We start from the raw sequence: 15,053 nt of genomic DNA on the forward strand, positions 1-15,053 counted from the left end.
ATGGAAACCGCCAGCCCATTCCCCGGAGGAAAACATGGTCAGGCAAAAGTGTAGCGGTATTAGGCGCAGCTATTTAGATGAATAATTCAATCCATAATCATTCACGAATATTTCCCCCGAGCTAAAAAGCAAATCGTCAATTCTCCCTATACACCCTGAACGTTTAACCACATCAGAAGCATAGTCTGCAGCACGATGATATTTACTCGGTTCGGTGTTTTCTACGTTATGCACTCCGCACCCAGAAAGGGCGACTGAAGATGTGACCAGTGCTAACAACATCCTTTTCTCCATAAACCTCACTCCTTTTTCAATCTAGAATTGAAACAACCTTCTAATTATGCCTTGTTGAGCCACTGGGATTCCCTGATATATCCACTCCGCCTATCATGGGTAAACCAGTAGCTGGGTTATATCTATCAAACTCAACAGACTTGAATTCCAGTTCAACCTCATTGTCATCCTCTGATGAATTTAAGACAATTTGTGACTCAATCCAATTTTTATAACTTTTACATCCACTAACCCTTCGCAATTCATACAAAGACCCAACTACAATTGCCAGCAAGGTAAGTAGTGGCGGGAATAATGTCGCAATAGGTATAAATGCATACCAAACTATTTTATTGCACTCATATCCTGGAAGGTTATTTTTCTCTTGAATTTTGGAAGACAAATATAAAAACAACCCTTGCCATATAAAAACAAAAAAGACGAAAAATAGTATTTCCGGCAACGGCCACTCTGACAGATAACACGCTACAAATTGTATAACCATCACTAAGCACATTTGAAAAACATTTTTCATCCTACTCTCCCATGCGTACCCTTACTACTTATGTTTATCTTGATACTCTTTAGCCTTCTTCATCAACTCTTCAGGGCTATCCGCCCCCGGCACCCGCTGTTGAGACTCTTTTTCCATATTATACGTATTTGCCTGCGAAGATTGCTCTGAATTATGATGTTTTTGCAGATCAGAATACTGTTGACTTATGCCATCCTCTTTATCTCGTATACTTCCTCGAGTATCAGCTATATTTTCTCTCGATGTTGTGAGCATATTATCAACTTGACCTTTTACATCATCCTTAATTCCACTGTTCTGTGTACGTTGTTCGATAGTAGCCTGATGAGACTGGTGATCGGCAATAACATCGCTATTTCCACCGCCACCAGAAATGGCCCCCATACCATGGCCAACATTTCCTTTAGCTGCTGAATATGATGCATCAACGCTCGGTTGTACCTGTTCCTGAACAAATCCCCAAGCCAGTTCCCGACGTTTTCCTGCGATTTCTGCTGAGCTGGTATTAGTAAGCAATGTATCTGCATCTTGAGGTGCATGTTTACGGACATACTGGGCAAACTGCTGATTTAGATCCTCGCTCATTTGACCACTCATACTTTCTGTACGAGACGCCATTTCAGCATATTCATGGCTACGAGCCTGACTTGTGGTGTACTGATCATAGCTCTGTTTTGCTGAGTTCAACGATGCCGAAAGTTGATCTGCTCGGGAAGCCGCATTATTGTCCGTATGGCTCCCAGATTCACTGACTTTACGGCTAGTAAAGTAATCACTCGCCTCCTTAAAGTCCTGGGTTGCTCTTGCATCCATATCATGGCGGGCATCGTGGCTACCTCGAGTACTACTGGTTGCCTGGTGAGTATCATCATCACTCCAGTCGACACCTGCTTTCCCGCCAGCCTGAAAACCTACACCACCACCGTTGCCAAGAAGTTTAAATCCAGCACTTCCTTTGGCGTGAACATCGCCATAAAGCCCAGCAGATGCTCGAGAACTGCGCGCTGACAGCTCTTGTGTGGCCTGTTCGTTACTAATGTTATGCCCCTTCGCATAGCTTTCTACTGCGCTGCGCATTCTGCTGGCCATCATAGAATCCTGAGCACTCATAGTGCTGTCTGCACCACTGGTCAATGAATCACTGCTACCACGGTTTGAGCCAAATTGACTGAGCGTATTCCATGCGCTACTCAAACTACTGTTATATCCATGCAATGCACTCTCGGACTGGCTTTGTGCCTCGCGGGCCATTTCCTGCTGTGCGGTTGCAATCTGACGAGTCATGTTGATACTCATAGGAATACGTGACGTAGCACCACTGGAATCTGTCACTACACTGCCATCACGCATTTGCGTCGAACTGGCTCCGTTAGCCAACTGTTGGCTCATTTGTCCAAATACTGTTGAGCTATTGGTATTCCAGTTAAAACCACTCACATTTTCTGTCTGCATGTTGGCGTAGGAGTAGTTACCATCAACAGCACCAGAGGCAGCAGTGGCTGCAGGGCTGATAGCGGAAGAGGCCAGATGGCTGTAGAGATTTGAGAACCCCGCCCCCAGTCCCTTCAGCATTCCCCATGCAAGCGGGGGGATTAGCATGGACAGATAGCCAGCCGTGGTAGCGAGGTCTGAGTATTTTATCTGCACCTGCGACAACTCCGAGAGAACCACTGGTGAACCGTTAGCCTTCGCATAGAAGGTCATGCAGCTGTTGAGGATGGCGTAAAGCAGCGGCCAGCTCTGCACCCACATGATAGCCAGCACGTACCCCTTCAGCACATTAAGGGTAACGGCGTTAAACATCCCGCCCAGCACCATCAGGGGGAATATTCCGATGGTCAGACCGACAATCAACGTCTGAGACATAGGTAGTGAGCGTAATGCCACCTGACCGACCGTCGCATGCGCCAGCCGCTGCTTCTCCATCGATGACGTAGTGGCGATATTCAGCAGGCTTGAGGTGTCACCGTTGCGGGCTGCATAGCTCATGATGCCATTTCGCAAAGCGTTCATCGTCACATTCTGACGGACAATCGACGCGGCGCTCTGACCAGCACCATAGAAATAGTTATAGCTGTCCCCGATCATCTGGCTGAACAAAATGTCAGGATTCGGACGTCCGCCAAAAAGCTGACGCACGTAGTAACTCCATGTTTTTCCTCCGGTCTGAGTATCCAGGGCAAGCTTTGGCTTAATTACCGCAGCGGCTTCTTCACAGGTTAAAAACTGATTATTGTTGTTGAATACCCCCCTCAGCGGACTCGGCTTTGAGAAAATCAGCGTATACGGGTCTGCGCTGTTCATTAGATCTTCCATGGTATATTTTCCGTTCAGGAAAATATCGCCCATCACGCAGTTCTGCACATAGTCCGTGAATATCGTAGTTATCTCTGGGTTCTGTGATAAAAAGTCCGTACTGCGTGAAACCAGATTCGCCCCAAATATCATGCCGGTTTTGCTGTAGGTGATGCTGTCGGGCTGTGAAAAGACCATTTCATACCCCTGCACAAGGGCATATCCGATTTTGGTGGTCAGCGATGCAGGCAGTGCCAGCCCGACGGGCACGTTATCGACTTTATAGACCTTTGTCTGATTACTGATATCGATTATTTGTACGGAGGTGCGAACACTGACCAGCAGCGACATCAGCACAATGACGCCTGCCCAGCCCAGCATATCCATGATGTTGTGCCGTCGTATCCACGAAATGGCTACAACCAGCACAGAGAAAGCCGTCGCAATACGCCGAATAACAACCCAGTTCTCCGTCGACATGAACGTGACGATGGCATTCAGCGTCTGCGTCAGCCAGTCGCCGCCCGCGATGACATAGATTTCCTGCATCAGCGCGCCCCCCCGAAGTGATAGTTGTTCTGGTAGCGCTGCAGCATGCGTGCCGAGACCTGCTGGCGCATGTAGCTCATCTGGCGGTCAACAACCAAAAGCGCATCCTGCTGTACCTGCACCTGTGCCTGGAAGGAGGCTATCTGCCGCGTGGCTTCGTTGAGGTTATTATTGATGCTGTCGATAACCGCCTGGTCATAGTTTCCCGTTGCCACCATTGCACGGGCCTGCTGGACCAGCTCCTGGATGTACTGGAGAAGAATGTCGTAGCCGATGTAATCGGTTAGCTGATAAACGAGGCTGTTAGAAACCCCCAGCATCTGGGGATCAACCAGGTACTTGAAGACCGGGATGGTAGTACTTGTGATAAATCCCTTCTCTTTCTCGGTTAACTTTAGATCGGCAACGGCTTTATTCTGAATGCTGGAAAGGATGTCTTTTATCTGATTTTTCAGTGCATTTTTCTGGCTGATCGTGACATTAGCATCGGCAACCACCTTCAGACATTTATCGCTGTCATTACAGTGATACACCCGTGCAGTCCCCCCCTCCATCATGGCCCGAATAAGGTCGCGATCGGTCGTTCTTGCCGGAAGCGGGGTTATATTACCCTTCTCATCAAAGACCATTGTTCCGGTCAGGGTCATGATGAACTCCTTAAGCTCTTTATTCCCGTCAAACATGCGGTTCTTTCCGAGCGCATTCCAGATGACATTGATATTCTTCGTTATGCGCTCTTTATCCTTATCACTGGCCTTATCACGGACCTTATCCATGCTTCCCCCCACCGTGCAGCCCTGGCGGGATGCCGCCCAGTCGGCAAACATGTTGCTCTCACCGGCAATGTCCTGGCAGACCTTCTGCTGGGAGACCTGAGTGCGCGGAAACAGACCGCCGACAATCCCCTGCGCCGCCTGGCAGGAGCTGAGGTTCATGCTGTTAATGTCGCTGGCCATCTTCTGCAGGAAGTCTTTAGCGGTCTTGATTTCCGGTACCGTGGTCTGCAGCGCCAGATCGAAGAAGTATCCGGCCGCATTGGACATAATCTGCTTGGCGAAACGCTGCAGCTGATCGCTGTTAATAAAGCTGAAGGAGCCCAGATAGGCATCGATGCCGCCGCAGCCGGCGTTGATGTCGGGCAGCGTCATGGAGATAAGCTGAACAGTTTTCACCTGTGTACGGGCATATAGTGAGCCACCCGTGGCGTAGCCAGCGGCCTGCCCCTGCCAGACCTGTGGCTGGCTGGTATTGGAGTCAAAGCCCAGCTTATTAAAGAAGGTGTTCATGTCGCTGTTCACGTCCGCACTAACGGTTGTTGAACAGACGAGAAGCATGCAGCCCAGAAGCCTGCGGTGTCTGAACAGGTTTATCATCATTTCACTCCGCGCATCTGAAGGACCGTATCCATACGGGCCATAAAGCCCTGTTCGTCGGTTGCGCCCTGCAGCAGGGGCAGGGCTTCAAGGGTGTTTACGTTGACGAGAAAGGTGGTTGGCGTGGCCACGGGCAGGTTAGGGAAAAAGGTTTTCATCACCTCCGGCGGCGCGGGCAACGCATCGGGAAAGGACGCATCCCCCTGACCGTCGATGGTGTAGGCCATCACCCCAAACCCCACCCGTGCCGACAGCGACTTCAGGACCGGATCAAACTGGTGGCAGTACGGGCAGTGTCCCTGCATAAACAGCACGACCTTCCAGTCGGCCAGATTGACCTGGCTGCCGTTGCTTAGGCGGTACCAGACCGGCTGCTTCGCCGGAAGTGGCTTAATTTCAGGGTCTTCCGGGGATGTAGGCAGAGATCCCGACGCTCGCGCGCCCTGTGGATGCCATAACGATTTGATCTCGTCCATTGTGGAAGCCTGTGTGGCCAGACTGAGGGTCATGAGCGCCACGGTAAACACGGTATGTCTAAGGTTCATGTCGGCATCCTCCGGCATCACGGGCCTTTTCGGCCTCACGGGCAGCATCAATCCAGCGGTTGATAATGCGGTAGCCCCCCCAGAGCACCATCGATACGCCGATTATCTGCGCCAGAAGAATGGCCATCTCCGGCTCGCGCCGGACCAGGCGGGAAACAATGTGAAACCATATCCCGAGGCTCAGCACCCATAATCCGGGCACGTCGAACTCGGGCAGGCGAAAACGGAATTTGCGCATGCGAACTCTCCCTGTATTAAAAGTTGGGGGCAAAATCTGTGGAAACGTTGAGGAACTGCTTCGCCAGGTCATCCTGGCTGATAAAGCCATACGAGACGGGTTTGACCGTCCCGCTTTTAGGGTCAGCCAGCATCAGCGCCGGAAAGTAACGAATACCCAGCCGGCTGGCCTGTCCACCGTCCATTCGGGTATCCGGCAGGAGTGGATTCACGATACCGTCCACGGAGACCGGAATGACGCTGAGGTGATACGTTTCGCGGAAGTTTTTAATGACCTGAACCAGCTGGCCGTCGATCGGGTCCTGTCCGCGGTAGAAGAACATCACGCCATAGCGCTGTGCCAGCGTTTCAATGGCGCGGCGCTGGTCGGCAAAGTCCGCCGCCAGCTGGTTGCGCACGGTACCGTTGTAGTGGCTGTGCTGCAGGTTGTAGTCCAGTTCGGGGTGCTCGAGCATCGCCTTTTTAGCACTCATTGAGAACAGCCCGGCCTGCTGCGTCCAGTAGTTCTGCAGGCGGAAGTAGCGGGTAAAGTTCTCCACGCCCGGATACAGAATGGCCTCGTACATGGCGCGCTTCGTGGCCTGCTGAAGCGTGGCAAGCTTATCCATGATGTCCGGCGAGGCCTGCTGAGGCTGTGCTGAAGAGGATTTGTCGTCCTCCGGCATTCTGTGCGATTCGTTATACCACTGCCAGCCGGCATCTTTTCCTGTGGCGGAAAAAACGCTGCCAAGAAGCAGCAGCGCTAACGCTGTCTTTCTCTTTTTCACTGGAACCTTCCTTATCCCGAAGCAGGTCGGTTATCGTTTGAAAAGCGGGTTTAACAGCCACGCCAGCAGAACTCCCGCCACGAAAAGCACAACCATCAGCGCCATAAAAAACACATCGATGCGGGTTGTTTCATCAACGATATTCCCGCGCCAGTAAAGCACCGGCGAGGCGACAATCAGGCTGATGATAAGGCGTCCAGTAAATCCTTTAATTTTCATGATGGAGAGTCCTGAGTGAGTGATGAGTGGCTTACTGTTTGTTCTTCAGTTGCGCGGCGATTTCCTCGCGGACGCGCTTCGTCAGGGTGTCGTTATCCGGGATTTTCTTGTTCTTTTGCAGATCGTCGAAAAAGTTTGAGAAGTCGAGTTTGTCGAACTTGATTTGTTGCAACTCAGTCTGGGTGATGCCGCGACAGTCCGGGCTGCTGGCCTTGCCAAAGCCGATGTGAAGCTGACCGTTACGTCCCTGCTGCTGCACAATCTGGGCAAGCTTTGAGTCAAACTGACAGTAGCTGCGCTTCTTCTCGAGACAGACGCCGAGCACTTTTTTTGAACAGAACTCACCGATACTGACCGTGAGCTTATTCTCTTTGGCCTTGCCCAGCGCTTTCTCCTCGCTGCTGCACCTGGCAAGCCCGACGTCCTGGCCCCAGCCGCCGTCCTTACAGCAGTTGCTGAAGCCTGCCGCAAACTTCTTGCAGAACTTCGCGCTGCCGGTAAAGGCGCGTACGTTAACGCTGTTAATGGCTGCCACGTCCTTGCCCGCAGCGGCCAGCGCGGCGAGTGCCGAAACGACAGGTGCAAAATCGTTGTTTTTACCGTTCTGCGCCCGCTCACAGTCACCATCGAGACAGAAGGTGTCGCCGCCACATATCATCACCTGGCCGGAAGTACGTGTTTCACAGGAGTACGTCGCGTATTCATGCAGGCAGCCGCTGCCGTCTTCTGCCGTGAAGGCGCAGGTGCGTGAGGCAAGCGTACAGGCCGGATTGTTCATGTAGGTTTTGCAGGTGCCATTGTCAGCAGCCTGGGTCATATACGTGTCTTTGTACTTCCAGCAAGCCTGCGTGACCGGGTATGACACGCCGTCAACCACCACCGTTTTTGTGCTCCCCGGCTCAATACATTCCGTCTTTTTGAGCGTACCTTCGCTCTTGCTGAACGGGCAGGATTCGTTCCAGACCACGTCTGGTACCCATTTTTTGGCGGGAATTTCAATCTGGAGCGTAACGGTGAAGCTGTAGCGCATATTGCTGTGCTTCCAGATTGAATCTGTAGTGGGATTGTTTCTCCTGGTACGAATGGAAAACACCATCCCTGCGCCTTTCTTCAGCTGCATGCCGCTACTCAGCGCCAGGCTACCGGTATCGTTATCCATGGAAATCAACCCGAAAGGCGTGGTTACTCGCATAAACCAGTTAGGATTACTGAACGCCAGACGTTTATTCCAGGAATAGGTAGCTGTTGCAGCAACAACCTTCCCTGTCACCGGCGCAGTCCATGTTCCTGTGTATCCCGCTTCGGAGGAAGCAAACGAAATATTCTGAGACTGGATAACAATCTGTTTTGTTTCAGATGTATCTTCATAGTGGCCGGTAATGCTGGCCGTGCGCGTACAGGCCTGCTCAACCAGCAGGTCGCGCTCACAGGTATAGTTGGTGAACTCACTGCGGCTGATATTCTGCGCTTCGCACTGCGTCTGCCCCGTTTTGCCGATGATGGTATCAGCGCGGGACTGGACATCCTGGCTGGCCTTAATAAACGGCGCGTCGGGCGAAATGGGCTCCTTCGGGTTGTTAACAAACGAGTCGGTGACGGCTTTTGTAGCCTCATTAGTAGTCCAGCCCGTGGTACCGTCCGCTTTCAGCGCACCATCACCGGTCGCCGTCACACCGCCATAGTACTTTTTCTCACCGGGTGAGGCGGTATAGTTGGGGATAGACGCTGAGGGGTTAAAGTTTTTCAGGCTGCTCTCACCCTGCCCCTGTACCTGACGGGCAAAATCAGCCCCCGCCCTGTACTGCGCGTCAGCATCGGCAAATGCATTCACGCTTGCCATCGTAGTGGCAATGGCCAGCACCGGCATCAGTATTGCTCTTTTCATCGGGCATCTCCTTTATTAAGCTGCTGTTGCGCCTCATCCCTGCACTCGCCCTTCTCCACCACCTTTTCCAGCGCCTGCTTCAGATGAAGATTGCCGCGAATCACGTCGTGGCCCGCCTCGCAGTACACCACCAGGGACGGCACGCTGGTGATCCCGTACTCACGAAAGCGGGTCGGGTCGATGGCGACGCCGCTGGCTGAGCCGTCCTGAACAAGCGCCATCACGGCGGTTGCCGTCGTTTTCATGTCGTTGTTGACCATACCCCGCAGGGTGGCGGGAATATCGTAGCGGCGGGCCTCGGTCAGCATGCGCTTAAGCCCCGCCTGCGGGATGGCAAAGGAGACGAAATACAGGGCACCGTGCGTGGGTTTATCTTGCTGGTCCTCGCGCTGGCGCTGTTTCAGCTCCCCGATAAAGCGGGCGTCGTCTGCTGAAAGAGGGTTCTGGCGCACCTGCTGCTCCAGCATCTGGCGCAGCGGCGCGTTGTCCTGCCCCCTCATCTGCTGGCTGAAAGACTCCTGCTGACGAATAAACTCGCGGTTCGCCTCATCAGCGCCTGACGCCAGCGCAGTGCAACAGTACGCTGACAGCAGCAGCGCTGCCGTCAGACCGGACAGAGTTTTCATGGAAGTTTCCTTTTTCTCAGAGGAAGACGCAGTTGCGCTTGCGCCATAGCAGATAGCCGTAGTTTTTCTTCGTGTTCGGCGGGTTACGCCCCGTTTCCCAGCGCATGACGGTGCGGCCGAAGGGATGGCACTGCGCCGCATCCGGGAACATGTTCACCATCTGATAGCGCCAGCGCTCTTTCGGGATAATGGGAGACGGGTATTCGAAGCAGACCGCGCGGTCCGCCCCCACGCTCTCCAGTATCTGGCCCTGTCGGTGAAGCTTGAACGCCATGCGCTCACTGACCAGAACGGAAGACTGCAGGGGGCTGGACTCATTGCTCACCCAGCCGTTAAAGGGATACATCGAGCCCTGCGAGCCAGCGCACCAGAACAGCGGGTCGAGAGGCTTATTTACCGCACTGGCTATCGCGTCGGCCGCACATGCGCCCTGCGCGATGGGGTTGGCAAAAATGACCGCCTCCGGATTCAGAATGGAGGTCAGGGCGCTGTCCCCCCATGTCGGGTCGATTTCAGACAGGTATCCGATATCCAGATCGCCGCCCTGCAGACACCCGAGGGAGGTGATGATATTGAGCCAGTACGTCAGCGGATATTTGTACCAGTGCACGTGGTAGAACGCGCCATTGACCTGTTTGTCATCTTTTTTGGCGGCGCCCATCCCCATTTTCCCGAGATTAACGGTGAATCCGCCGAGGTTCACCATGCAGCCCGGAGAACGTGCCACATCGGTCATGGCCATCGGCTCCCAGTACCCTATTGCCAGGCCAACGCGCTGAAATACCGGCGGTGGCATGGGACAAAACTGTATCGGGCTACCGGGATTGGACGTGTCCGGTAAATCCCCGCCCGTGACTTTTGTGCTGCCGAGCGACAGGGGGAACATGCAGCGCCAGCAGATATCGGTGATCGGATTGACGAAGCGCCCTTCGCAGGCGGCGTCCGCCGCTGCCATGTGGCTGTTACCCCACAGAAGCAGCCCGAACAGAGAGACGGTCAGCATTTTCACCGGACACCTCCTGCATCATGCTGCACCATATCGGGCGGAATGATTTCCACCTGCAGGCGCTTTCCGCTGGGTGCCGCCGTTACCCGCGCCGGCACCTGGCTTATGCCGAACCGGGCGGTCAGCACCCCGTTCTGGTCGAAGAAAATGCGGCTGTCGAGCTTCTCCGACGTCTGCGGAATGTTGCCCTGAACCAGAATGATGCGGGTGATCAGGGTGTCAGGCTTCTGTCGCTGTACCCACGCGAGCTGCTCCGCATCGTCGCCGTTGATAAACAGCAGGGTTTCGTTAAACGGCACCACATCAAGCGGATTAAAGACCTGCCCCGCCTGAGCAAACACGTTGCCCCTGTCGTCGGCAAGCGCCTTGTCCACCCGCACGCTCGGGTCAAACCAGCGCCGCTCGTAGCGCACCGCGCGGGTTATTCCCTCAACGGCAGGCGGGCGCTGGCTGTTGCGCACCACGCGCGCCTTAAACTCCGCCATCTTTTTGTCCATCTCGCCGGACTGCGCCAGCGTCTGCAGCCGGCTTTCGATAACGGTCAGCATATCCGGCTCCGCCACCGGCCAGAGATCGCCCCACGTCCCGAGGTCAGCGGCCGTCACGCTGCCGGTCAGCAGCGTCAGGCCCAGGGCAAGGGCGCGCATCACCCCCCCTCCTTCATCCGGCGGGCCACGTCAGTCTGGATTTCACGCGTGATATCCGGCGCCCCCTGCACCACGGCAGGTGCGACAAGGATGAGGGCACGATGGCGGACCTGCCAGTCCCTGAGGCTGGCCTCCAGTGACGCGTTAAAGCGGTCTGAAAGTGCTTTTGTCTGCGCCTCGTCCAGTGAACGGCGACCGGCGCTGTCAAAGAAGGCATCCACCGTGGATTTCATGTTGAAGGCCACAACCACAGGACGGTTAAGCTTGCAGACCAGCCAGCTGATGCCTGCGCCCGCAGCCAGCGTGCCGGCAATCAGCGCGGCGTTAATGAGTACGTGTTTTTTCATGAGATGGTCTTCCCTTCATGCTCGTGAAGCCAGCGCTCCAGCGCGGCCATTTCCGGCCCGGATTTTTTCCACGCCAGCTCCCAGACGGCTTCGTGAATACTCAGCCCTTCCCGGCGTCGCTGCTGCAGAAACTCAAAGTCCGGACCGTCCGAGGAGTACATTGCCCGGCTGAGCGGATCGACGAACAGGCGGTGCCAGGACGTCAGGTGCTCAACCGACAGCATAAAGCTGCTGAACCAGTTGTCCTTCGCGCTGCCAAAACCTTTAATCATGTCGCGCTGCAGCTGCGAATACTGGTCCGGGTACAGCTGGTTGTACTTGGCGAACTCTTTGGCGGACTGCTTGAGGATAATTTTGTAGGACGAGTTACCCCATGCCGCGCGGGCGGCGCTGGAGGCCGTTTCCGAGTCAAAATCGACGATGTTCTGCGTAATGGTGATGTACGAACCTGTATGGCGGCGGGCGGTACGGTAGCCCTTCTCGATAAACGCCCCGACCTTGTTGTTCTTGAAGTCCAGCAGGCGCCAGCCTTCGTCTATCACGTTGAGCTTCTTCAGGCTGCGCGGCGTGCGGTACATGCGGTTCTCAATGTAGAGAATGAGCGAGAACATCACCGCCACCAGGAGGGACGGCCTGTCCTCCAGTCCGCCGAGCTCAAGCACCACCATCCGGGCTTCGTCCTTCAGGGACGGTTCGTCGGAGTTGAAGTAGCTGCCGTACACCCCGTCGCGGGTGTACTGGGTCAGCAGTACCACCATCTCATCGAGGCGGCTGCGGATGGCTGGCGATCCGCTGTACTCCTCGCTGTCGCGGGCCATCATCAGGTAGTCCACCACGTCGTCAATGCGCGCCTGGTTTTTCTTCGTAAGCCAGGTGGCCTTCACCGCCTTGAGCAGCAGACCTTCGTGCACCTCGTCCAGGTTGCCGTTGGGGCTGGCCATCACGGACAGCTGGTCCCGCAGGCGTTCGGCCATCTCATCGATGGTATCGTCGGTGACGTTAGCGAACGGATTAAACTTCAGCGTCTCGCCGTCGAGGTAGACCCCGCCCATGTTCTCGCACAGGGACTTGTAGCCGTCGCCCATGTCGAACACCACGGCGAAGCCGCCGGAGTCGATAACGCTGCGTATCAGGGGCTGGATAAGCCCGGTTTTCCCCGCGCCGGAGGTGCCACACACCGCCATATTGAAGTTGGTGTTACCCATGCCGCGGCTGAACAGGTCGATAAACGCCAGCTGGTTGCGGTAGGTCGGTGCCAGCAGGCCGGAAGTGGCCAGCGGGCTGTCCGCCACCACCGGCATCAGATTGGCGACATTAAAGCTTTCGGCGCGCTGCAGCACGCCGGACTCGCGCAGCTGCTTAAAGAGGCCGCCGCCCGCCATAAACGGCAGATTCACGAGAAAATTGCGCATATGGTTAAAGCGCGGGGAAATCAGCTCGAAGCCATTTTTACGGAAGCTGTTCAGTACGTCCTGCTCGACCTTCAGCGCAGTTTCCTGGTCATCGCGGCAGAAGAGGGTCACGTTCAGAAAATAGCTCACCAGCGAGGACTGCCCGGACGACAGGCGCTGGCGCAGATCGCCCCACTCTTTTGCCTCCTGCGCCACGCCCGGGAAGAACTTGGCGTAGCTGGTCTTGGACTTCTTCTCAAGATCCATGAACTTCAGGTTGGCCTCGTTCTGCGCCTTTACCTGGTCTTCCACGCTAAGGACCAGCGTCAGGATAAACGGGCACGAAACGGACAGTTCCGGGTTGAGAAGGTTGCTGTAGTTGTCGGCCATATTCCAGAGGAAGGCCAGCTCCGGATTTTTGGTCAGCTGGAAGTTCATGATGCGCGCGGTGCTGTTGCGACCGTTACCGCGCAGCCCCAGCGTCATGTAGTCGGCCTTCACCTTCAGGTCAAAGGTATCGTCCACGCACTGGTAGTTCAGATCCTTGAGCGGGTCCAGTTCCCGTTCGGTGGGATACAGCGCATCCGGGTTGTGGTTAATCATTTCGCCCGCAATGCGGATAAAGGCATCCGCATCCACGCTGCGGGTGGCTATCTGCGCCCCCTGCAGCGAGGCGCGGATGATTTTGACCTGGTTTTCCATCTCCATCACGCTGGCCTTACTTCCGCGCTTACGGGGGACGCAGCAGGAGATGTACACCCGGTAGTTACGCAGGGTCAGCGGCAGGTTGAGGTGATCGGGCAGCGGGAACCCTTCTTCTGCGGCCCTGAGATAGTAGGCGCGGGTGATGGCGTTGAACGTATCAGCCTTTTCCCCCGTCCATGAGAGCTCGCGCAGGCCATACTCGATATCCTGACCCACCAGATGGCTGGACACCAGGTGAACGGCCACCGGCACCTCGCGGGGCAGCTTGGTGCGCATCAGGTTTTCCAGCGACGAAACGATAGTTTCGTTGGCGCCGTTGATGGGCTGCGCCTCGAGCATAAAGCCCATCGTCTTTTCGTTCATGAAGAGGCCGGTTTCCGCATCGTAGTCGCGGTACGGCAGCACGCGGCTAAACTGCGGGAAGCGCATCTGCCCGAGGACATCGTTCGCCTCAGAGGACGCATCGGGCATCTTCAGGGCCGTCAGCAGCGAGTTGACCGTGCGGGTGACGGAGTCCAGCGGATTACTCATGATCCCCCTCCTTTTTATTGTCGGCCGTTTTGACCGCTTCCGTCGCAGGGGCCGGGCGGCTGGCGGGGATACCGTAGCGAAAACGCACTGAGCGCATCTGACCGTACAGGCAGAAATACGGACGGCATCCCATAAGCAGCGCCGCCCCTGAAAACACAATGGCCATCACAATCCACAGCAACTTAAACGCACTCAGCGCCCCGTCAACATGACCGGCATATCCTTTAGCATCGGTGACGACGCTGCCCCGGTCATGGCAGACGGCAGAGGGAGCGTCATGCAGCGTGAGGCCGGAGGACTTGTTCTGCGGAGCAGGCGGTATAAAGGGTTGTAAAGGTTCATCACGGCAGACCGCAATACGAAACTCGCCACTGCTGACGTTATGCGTGACGGCCATAATTTCCTGCGCCATCGCCTCTCCGGGCGTGGTGTTATCCATCCACAAAAGCATGGCAACCAGCAGCATCAGCGTGGCGGCAGGCCAGATAATCAGATAGTGAAAAGCCCAGGCAAGCCATCTAAGGCAATACAGCAGGACGGACAGAAGCTTAAGCATCATTCCCTTTACCTCCGGGATTCAGCGGAAACCAGACGCTGCAGTTGTGTCTGATAGCCTCCGCCAGCCTCTCCCCGTCCTCTCCGCTGTACAGCGCTTTAATCCGGCTGACGTCAGACTTCGCCAGGAAAACCCTCATCTGCTGTTTTGTTACGCTCATACCTGAGCCTGCTTTACCCAGGAACAGACAGTGCCCACGCTGCCGTTGCATTATGTGTTGAGAAATCCCAGCCTTCCCGTCAAGGGCGGGAGCGCTCTGCTGAGACGCTGAAAGCCAGAAGTCGCGCTCTGCGGCATTAACACAGATGACACGCATCCCCATCGCCTCGCAGCAGGCCGCTATATCGTTAAGGTGGCGGGTCTTACCCGGACCGCTGTTACTGTTGGTTGTCATGATGTTCGTCTCCTGGTTTTTTGCCATCGTTCTGAATGTCTTTGCGCAATTCACGCCAGTCGCGGAGTTGTCGTTCTGATAAAAAGGTCCGCATAACCTCAACGCTGATGGCTGTCTTACCGCTACCGGTTTTCCCCACGACCATCACATTGGTTTTTCTTCTTCCCATCGG

General features: G+C 55.2%; 16 protein-coding genes. All 16 read right to left on the bottom strand.

Translation table 11 applies throughout. The features are described from left to right. Positions 1-334: 334 nt before the first annotated feature. From QMN38_RS24425 to QMN38_RS24500, 16 genes are read right to left on the bottom strand one after another with little or no spacing between them, the layout of a single operon-like run. Positions 335-808, bottom strand: a complete 474-nt coding sequence (locus QMN38_RS24425; protein WP_032637302.1) for a hypothetical protein — start codon at positions 806-808, stop codon at positions 335-337. 24 nt (positions 809-832) lie between these two features. After that, positions 833-3,652, bottom strand: coding sequence for a conjugal transfer mating-pair stabilization protein TraG (traG, locus tag QMN38_RS24430; protein ID WP_032637300.1), 2,820 nt, complete (start codon positions 3,650-3,652; stop codon positions 833-835). Further along, positions 3,652-5,025, bottom strand: coding sequence for a conjugal transfer pilus assembly protein TraH (traH, locus tag QMN38_RS24435; RefSeq protein WP_032637297.1), 1,374 nt, complete (start codon positions 5,023-5,025; stop codon positions 3,652-3,654). Before traH ends, traG begins: the two co-directional genes overlap by 1 nt. Further along, positions 5,025-5,570, bottom strand: coding sequence for a type-F conjugative transfer system pilin assembly thiol-disulfide isomerase TrbB (gene trbB, locus QMN38_RS24440; RefSeq protein ID WP_032637295.1), 546 nt, complete (start codon positions 5,568-5,570; stop codon positions 5,025-5,027). The genes traH and trbB overlap by 1 nt, the downstream gene beginning before the upstream one ends. Then, positions 5,560-5,808 (bottom strand): type-F conjugative transfer system pilin chaperone TraQ, encoded by a 249-nt coding sequence (traQ, locus tag QMN38_RS24445; RefSeq protein ID WP_011901838.1) that lies wholly within the window; start codon positions 5,806-5,808, stop codon positions 5,560-5,562. The genes trbB and traQ overlap by 11 nt, the downstream gene beginning before the upstream one ends. A gap of 16 nt (positions 5,809-5,824) precedes the next feature. Continuing rightward, positions 5,825-6,574, bottom strand: coding sequence for a type-F conjugative transfer system pilin assembly protein TraF (gene traF / locus QMN38_RS24450; protein WP_032637292.1), 750 nt, complete (start codon positions 6,572-6,574; stop codon positions 5,825-5,827). Between the two features lie 30 nt (positions 6,575-6,604). After that, a complete protein-coding gene (trbE, locus tag QMN38_RS24455; protein ID WP_008324128.1) occupies positions 6,605-6,793 on the bottom strand; it encodes a conjugal transfer protein TrbE in 189 nt (62 codons plus the stop codon). Between the two features lie 31 nt (positions 6,794-6,824). Further along, the gene (traN, locus tag QMN38_RS24460) at positions 6,825-8,678 is read right to left on the bottom strand and encodes a type-F conjugative transfer system mating-pair stabilization protein TraN (protein WP_178328681.1); all 1,854 of its coding nucleotides are present in this window, start codon (positions 8,676-8,678) and stop codon (positions 6,825-6,827) included. Next, positions 8,675-9,304, bottom strand: coding sequence for a type-F conjugative transfer system pilin assembly protein TrbC (gene trbC, locus QMN38_RS24465; RefSeq protein ID WP_323579266.1), 630 nt, complete (start codon positions 9,302-9,304; stop codon positions 8,675-8,677). The genes traN and trbC overlap by 4 nt, the downstream gene beginning before the upstream one ends. Positions 9,305-9,320: 16 nt before the next feature. After that, positions 9,321-10,307: a conjugal transfer pilus assembly protein TraU gene (gene traU / locus QMN38_RS24470; RefSeq protein ID WP_323579267.1), complete on the bottom strand. Its 987-nt coding sequence runs from the start codon at positions 10,305-10,307 to the stop codon at positions 9,321-9,323. 2 nt (positions 10,308-10,309) lie between these two features. Continuing rightward, positions 10,310-10,957 (bottom strand): type-F conjugative transfer system protein TraW, encoded by a 648-nt coding sequence (gene traW, locus QMN38_RS24475; RefSeq protein WP_323579265.1) that lies wholly within the window; start codon positions 10,955-10,957, stop codon positions 10,310-10,312. Further along, positions 10,957-11,304: a type-F conjugative transfer system protein TrbI gene (gene trbI, locus QMN38_RS24480; protein ID WP_280023673.1), complete on the bottom strand. Its 348-nt coding sequence runs from the start codon at positions 11,302-11,304 to the stop codon at positions 10,957-10,959. Before trbI ends, traW begins: the two co-directional genes overlap by 1 nt. Beyond that, the gene (traC, locus tag QMN38_RS24485) at positions 11,301-13,931 is read right to left on the bottom strand and encodes a type IV secretion system protein TraC (RefSeq protein ID WP_261659408.1); all 2,631 of its coding nucleotides are present in this window, start codon (positions 13,929-13,931) and stop codon (positions 11,301-11,303) included. Before traC ends, trbI begins: the two co-directional genes overlap by 4 nt. Beyond that, positions 13,924-14,490, bottom strand: coding sequence for a conjugal transfer pilus-stabilizing protein TraP (gene traP / locus QMN38_RS24490; RefSeq protein WP_008324135.1), 567 nt, complete (start codon positions 14,488-14,490; stop codon positions 13,924-13,926). The genes traC and traP overlap by 8 nt, the downstream gene beginning before the upstream one ends. Continuing rightward, positions 14,480-14,881, bottom strand: a complete 402-nt coding sequence (locus QMN38_RS24495) for a hypothetical protein (protein WP_008324137.1) — start codon at positions 14,879-14,881, stop codon at positions 14,480-14,482. The genes traP and QMN38_RS24495 overlap by 11 nt, the downstream gene beginning before the upstream one ends. Further along, the gene (locus QMN38_RS24500) at positions 14,865-15,050 is read right to left on the bottom strand and encodes a hypothetical protein (protein WP_008324139.1); all 186 of its coding nucleotides are present in this window, start codon (positions 15,048-15,050) and stop codon (positions 14,865-14,867) included. The genes QMN38_RS24495 and QMN38_RS24500 overlap by 17 nt, the downstream gene beginning before the upstream one ends. Positions 15,051-15,053: the final 3 nt, after the last annotated feature.

Source organism: Citrobacter sp. R-1.5.2, from assembly GCF_035064245.1.
Lineage (GTDB): Bacteria > Pseudomonadota > Gammaproteobacteria > Enterobacterales > Enterobacteriaceae > Citrobacter.

Coding starts and splice junctions, on each gene's coding strand:
- QMN38_RS24425 (WP_032637302.1), bottom strand. CDS start 808: ATGAAAAATGTTTTTCAAATGTGCTTAGTGATGGTTATACAATTTGTA.
- traG (WP_032637300.1), bottom strand. CDS start 3,652: ATGCAGGAAATCTATGTCATCGCGGGCGGCGACTGGCTGACGCAGACG.
- traH (WP_032637297.1), bottom strand. CDS start 5,025: ATGATAAACCTGTTCAGACACCGCAGGCTTCTGGGCTGCATGCTTCTC.
- trbB (WP_032637295.1), bottom strand. CDS start 5,570: ATGAACCTTAGACATACCGTGTTTACCGTGGCGCTCATGACCCTCAGT.
- traQ (WP_011901838.1), bottom strand. CDS start 5,808: ATGCGCAAATTCCGTTTTCGCCTGCCCGAGTTCGACGTGCCCGGATTA.
- trbE (WP_008324128.1), bottom strand. CDS start 6,793: ATGAAAATTAAAGGATTTACTGGACGCCTTATCATCAGCCTGATTGTC.
- traN (WP_178328681.1), bottom strand. CDS start 8,678: ATGAAAAGAGCAATACTGATGCCGGTGCTGGCCATTGCCACTACGATG.
- trbC (WP_323579266.1), bottom strand. CDS start 9,304: ATGAAAACTCTGTCCGGTCTGACGGCAGCGCTGCTGCTGTCAGCGTAC.
- traU (WP_323579267.1), bottom strand. CDS start 10,307: ATGCTGACCGTCTCTCTGTTCGGGCTGCTTCTGTGGGGTAACAGCCAC.
- traW (WP_323579265.1), bottom strand. CDS start 10,957: ATGCGCGCCCTTGCCCTGGGCCTGACGCTGCTGACCGGCAGCGTGACG.
- trbI (WP_280023673.1), bottom strand. CDS start 11,304: ATGAAAAAACACGTACTCATTAACGCCGCGCTGATTGCCGGCACGCTG.
- traC (WP_261659408.1), bottom strand. CDS start 13,931: ATGAGTAATCCGCTGGACTCCGTCACCCGCACGGTCAACTCGCTGCTG.
- traP (WP_008324135.1), bottom strand. CDS start 14,490: ATGATGCTTAAGCTTCTGTCCGTCCTGCTGTATTGCCTTAGATGGCTT.
- QMN38_RS24495 (WP_008324137.1), bottom strand. CDS start 14,881: ATGACAACCAACAGTAACAGCGGTCCGGGTAAGACCCGCCACCTTAAC.
- QMN38_RS24500 (WP_008324139.1), bottom strand. CDS start 15,050: ATGGGAAGAAGAAAAACCAATGTGATGGTCGTGGGGAAAACCGGTAGC.